This window comes from Jiangella rhizosphaerae, from assembly GCF_003579925.1.
Taxonomy (GTDB): domain Bacteria; phylum Actinomycetota; class Actinomycetes; order Jiangellales; family Jiangellaceae; genus Jiangella; species Jiangella rhizosphaerae.
Map to the genome: position 1 here is coordinate 1 of NZ_QUAL01000312.1, position 4,417 is coordinate 4,417.

Consider the following 4,417-nt stretch of genomic DNA (forward strand, 5'->3'; position numbering starts at 1 on the left):
GCGTCGGGCTGGCGGGCGGCCCAGGCCCGGGGCGGCGGCGGGCCGTCGTACGGGGCGGTCTGCGGCGGCAGCTCCTTGTCGGGCAGCGCGCGGGCGTCGGCGACGGCGCCGAACCAGCGCCACAGCTCGCGGCGCTGCGCCCGGCCGCGGTAGACCGGCATCGCCGACATCGCCTCGGCGCTGGTCGGCATGGTCAGCGCGGCCTCGATGATCGCGGCGTCGGGCAGCACCCGGCCGGGGGAGAGGTCGCGCTGCCGGGCCAGCTCGTCGCGGGCATACCAGAGCTGACGGACGACGGCGAGGCGGCGGCGGTCGCGGATGCGGTGCAGCCCGGACGTGCGCCGCCACGGGTCGGAGCGTGGCTCCTGCGGTGCGGCGGCGGCGATGGCGGCGAACTCCTCGTGCGCCCACTCGAGCTTGCCGGCCTCGCGCAGCCTGGCCTCCAGCGCATCGCGCAGCTCGATGAGCAGCTCGACGTCGAGGGCGGCGTAGCGCAGCCAGTCCTCGGGCAGCGGCCGGGTGGACCAGTCGGCGGCCGAGTGGCCCTTCTCCAGCGCGTAACCGAGCACGCTGTCGACCAGCGGGCCGAGCCCCACGCGCGGCAGGCCGAGCAGCCGGCCGGCCAGTTCGGTGTCGAAGAGCCGCACCGGTTTCATGCCGACCTCGGCGAGGCAGGGGAGGTCCTGCGACGCGGCGTGCAGCACCCATTCGGCGTCGGCCAGGGCGGCGCCCAGCGCGGAGAGGTCGGGCAGCGGGATCGGGTCGATCAGCGCCGTGCCCGCGCCCCGCCGGCGCAGCTGGATGAGGTAGGCGCGGTGGCCGTAGCGGTAGCCGGACGCGCGCTCGGCGTCGACGGCGACCGGCCCGTCGGCGGCCGCGAACGCCGCGATGGTGGCCTTCAGGGAGTCACCGTCGGTGATGACCTCCGGAAGGCCGTCGCGCGGCTCCAGCAACGGAGTCGAGGCGTCGTCCGTCAACGGCTTCGCCTACGACGTGTGGGTGGCATGGCGACGACCCCGGCCGGCAGCGGCACCAGGCCGGCCGCCGTCGTCAAAGCGTCGCCCCAGGCCAGGGCGTGCGCGGTGAGGTCGGGCTCGAGCGGCGTCCAGGAGGCGCGGATCTCGATCTCGGCGCTGGCGAGCTCGCCGGCCATGCCGCCGAAGCCCTCGGACGCGACACGGGTGACGGTGCCGCTGGCCGCGGTGTACGGCGCGGACCGGCCGGCCAGCGAGTCGGTGATCCACGTCCAGCCGACGGCGAGCAGCAGCGGGTCGGCGCCCATCTCGGGCTCGAGGCTGGCGCGCAGGTACGTGACGAGGCGGAACTCGCCGTGCCACGCCTCCTGGCCGGCGGGGTCGTACAGCAGCACGAGCCGGCCGGTGGCGGTGGCGTCCTCGTCGGCCTCGTCGACGAAGACGTCGGCGCTGAGCGCGTGGGTGTGCGGCGCCAGCCGCTTCGGGGCGGGCGTCTGCTCGAGGCGTACCTCGGCCCGGAACTGCGCGGATGTGAGGGACCGCACGGCACGCTCGAAGACAGCCGGTACCCCCGGCTGGAGACCCTCGGTGTCCCTTGCCACAATTGGCAGACTAGGCCCGTTTGACGGTCGCGTCAGGCAGGCACGCCCGCCATGCGACGATCAGTGATGTGACCGTGACCTTCGACGAGAACGCCTCCGCGCCCGCGGACCCGTCCGACAGCCTGTTCGCCCGCGCCTGCCGCGGCGAGCGCACCAGCCGTCCACCTGTGTGGTTCATGCGCCAGGCGGGGCGATCGCTGCCCGAGTACCGGCGGCTGCGCGAGGGCGTGCCGATGCTGGAGTCGTGCACCCGGCCCGACATGGTGACCGAGATCACCCTGCAGCCGGTGCGGCGATACGGCGTCGACGCCGCCATCTTCTACTCCGACATCGTGGTGCCGCTGCGGGCCGTCGGCATCGACGTCGACGTGAAGCCCGGCGTCGGGCCGGTGCTCGACCAGCCCATCCGCAGCCGCGCCGACCTCGACCGGCTGCGCCCGCTGGAGCCCGGCGACGTGTCCTTCGTCGACGAGGCGGTGCGGACGCTGGTCGGCGAGCTGGGCGGCACGCCGCTGATCGGCTTCGCCGGGGCGCCGTTCACGCTGGCGTCGTACCTCGTCGAGGGCGGGCCGTCGAAGCACCACGAGGTCACCAAGGCGCTCATGCACAGCGACCCCGACCTGTGGCACGAGCTGCTCAGCCGGGTGGCCGGCATCTCGGCGACGTTCCTCGACGTGCAGGTGCGGGCCGGCGCCAGCGCGGTCCAGCTGTTCGACTCGTGGGCCGGCGCGCTGTCGGCCGCCGACTACGCCAAGTACGTGCACCCGCACAGCGCCGAGGTGCTCGACAGCGTCATCGACGTGCCGCGCATCCACTTCGGCGTCGGGACGTCGGAGTTCCTGCCGCTCATGGCGTCGGCCGGCGCCGACGTCGTCGGCGTCGACTGGCGGCTGCCGCTGGACGAGGCCGCGCTGCGGGTGCCGGGCAAGCCGCTGCAGGGCAACCTCGATCCCGCCCTGCTGGGTGCGAACTGGCCGGTCATCGAGCGCGAGGTGCACCGCATCGTGGCCGAGGGCCGGCGGGCGCCGGCGCACATCTTCAACCTCGGCCACGGCGTGCTCCCGACCACCGACCCGGACGTGCTGGCCCGGGTGGTCGAGACCGTTCAGGCGACGGGCGAGTCGGGGAGCGGCGCCGCACGCTGACCCCGTCGGCGCTTGGCGACCTGCCAGGCGGGGACGCCGATCAGCGCGGCCAGCGCGGCGAACGGCAGCACCGCGCCGAGCGCGGTCAGGAAGCCGCCGCCGACGGTGAGGAACGCGTCCCAGCCGCCGGCCAGGCCGGCGAGGAAGCCGCCGTCGTCGTCCTTCTCCGGCGGCGGCGCCTCGTCGGTACGGTAGAGGTGCAGCGTCACCGTGGCCATCGACGTCAGCCCGGCCAGCTGCTCCTGCCGGCTCAGCAGCGCGTCGAGGTCGGCCTCGCGGCCGGCCAGCTCGGACTCGATGCTGACGACGTCGGCGAGCTGCGTCGCCTCGGCCAGCAGGGCCCGGATGCGGGCGATGCTGGCCCGCTGCGACTCGATCCGCGAGGCGATGTCGACGACCTCCTGGGTGACGTCCTCGGTGCCGCGGCTGCGGCTGGTGACCTCGCCGAGCGTCTCAAGCTCCGCGACCGTCTCCTGGTGGCCGGCCGACGGGATCTTCAGCGTGAGGACGGCGTCGTGGTCGCCGTTGACCTGCTCGTCGGCGACGTACCCGCCCGCGGTGACGGCGGCAGCGGCGGCGCGGCCGGCGGCGGCCTGGACGTCGTCGGTGCTGATGGTGAGGTCGATGGTGTAGATGATCGACCGGTCGGAGACCGCGGAGGTGACCTCCGCGAGCACGCCGCCCTCCGTCCGTGCGACGGCGCCGTCGCCCGCGTCCTCCTGCGCCTCGGGGGCGGCGTTCTGGTCCGCGGCGCCGCCGGGTGCCTCGGCCTGCGCCTCGGCCGGCGCATCGGCCGCGGAGCCGCCGGTCTGGTCCGCGCCGCTGTCGTCGCTGCCGCCGCAGCCGGCCAGCGCGAGCGCCGCGAGCAGGGTCATCGTCGTGCCGAACGCCGTCCGTCGTGTCATGACGCCTCCCGAGGTTCGTGTTGCCAGGTTCGACGGGGTGGCCCGCGGCGAGGTTGCGGATGCGCTGGTCACGATCGGGGAACGACCTGGTCACGGGCGTGCGGCCGGCGCGTGCGATGCTGGGCGGCGTGAGCGGTACGCGCGTGGCGGTGGTCGGCGGCGGGATCAGCGGACTGGCGGCGGCATGGTTCCTGCGACAGTCGCTCGGACCGGCGGCCGAGATCGTCGTCCTCGAGAAGCAGCCGGTCGTCGGCGGTCACCTGCGGGTGTCCGAGGTCGCCGGGCTGCCGGTCGACGAGGGCGCGGAATCGCTGCTGGCGCGGCGGCCCGAGGCCGTCGACCTGGCCGTTGCCGTGGGGCTCGGTGCAGATGTCGTGCACCCGGCCGCCGTCGGCGCCGGGTTGTGGAGCCGCGGCGCGATCGTGCCGCTGCCTCCGGGGACGGTGATGGGCGTGCCGGCCGACCCCGCGCGGGTGGCCGGCGTGCTGACGCCGTCTGAGGTGGCGGCGGCGGAGGCGCTGGACGCTCGCGCCGACGCGGGCCTGCCCGTCGCTGAGGACGTCGCGATCGGGCGGCTGGTGCGGTCGCGCTACGGCGACGCGGTGGCCGACAGGCTGGTCGAGCCGCTGCTCGGCGGCGTCTATGCCGGGCGGGCGGACGAGCTGTCCCTGGACGCGACGGTGCCGGCGCTGGGCGCGGCGGTCCGGACGGCGCGGACGCTGCGCGAGGCCGTGGCGGCGGTGTCGTCGGGCGGCGCCGCCGGCGGAGGGTCGGGCACGCCGGCATCGTCC

General features: G+C 75.4%; 5 protein-coding genes. 2 read left to right on the forward strand and 3 right to left on the reverse strand.

The window, feature by feature from the left end; genetic code table 11:
- Both DY240_RS23790 and DY240_RS23795 read right to left on the reverse strand, forming a co-directional pair.
- The coding region (locus tag DY240_RS23790) for an HRDC domain-containing protein (RefSeq protein WP_199702262.1) at window positions 1-977 on the reverse strand (977 nt) is incomplete at its 3' end.
- Window positions 974-1,576, reverse strand: a complete 603-nt coding sequence (locus DY240_RS23795; protein WP_119662215.1) for a DUF3000 domain-containing protein — start codon at window positions 1,574-1,576, stop codon at window positions 974-976. The genes DY240_RS23790 and DY240_RS23795, both read right to left, overlap by 4 nt.
- Window positions 1,577-1,650: 74 nt before the next feature.
- On the opposite strand from DY240_RS23795, the gene hemE reads away from it, so the two are divergent.
- Window positions 1,651-2,721 carry a uroporphyrinogen decarboxylase gene (hemE, locus tag DY240_RS23800; protein WP_407659377.1) on the forward strand — a complete coding sequence of 357 codons (1,071 nt, stop codon included), beginning with the start codon at window positions 1,651-1,653 and terminating at the stop codon, window positions 2,719-2,721.
- Here the strand turns inward: hemE and DY240_RS23805 are convergent.
- Window positions 2,682-3,626 carry a DUF4349 domain-containing protein gene (locus DY240_RS23805; RefSeq protein WP_119662217.1) on the reverse strand — a complete coding sequence of 315 codons (945 nt, stop codon included), beginning with the start codon at window positions 3,624-3,626 and terminating at the stop codon, window positions 2,682-2,684. The genes hemE and DY240_RS23805 overlap by 40 nt on opposite strands.
- Window positions 3,627-3,754: 128 nt before the next feature.
- Here DY240_RS23805 and DY240_RS23810 point away from each other — a divergent pair.
- A partial coding sequence (locus tag DY240_RS23810) for an FAD-dependent oxidoreductase (protein ID WP_158602973.1) occupies window positions 3,755-4,417 on the forward strand: 663 nt, incomplete at its 3' end.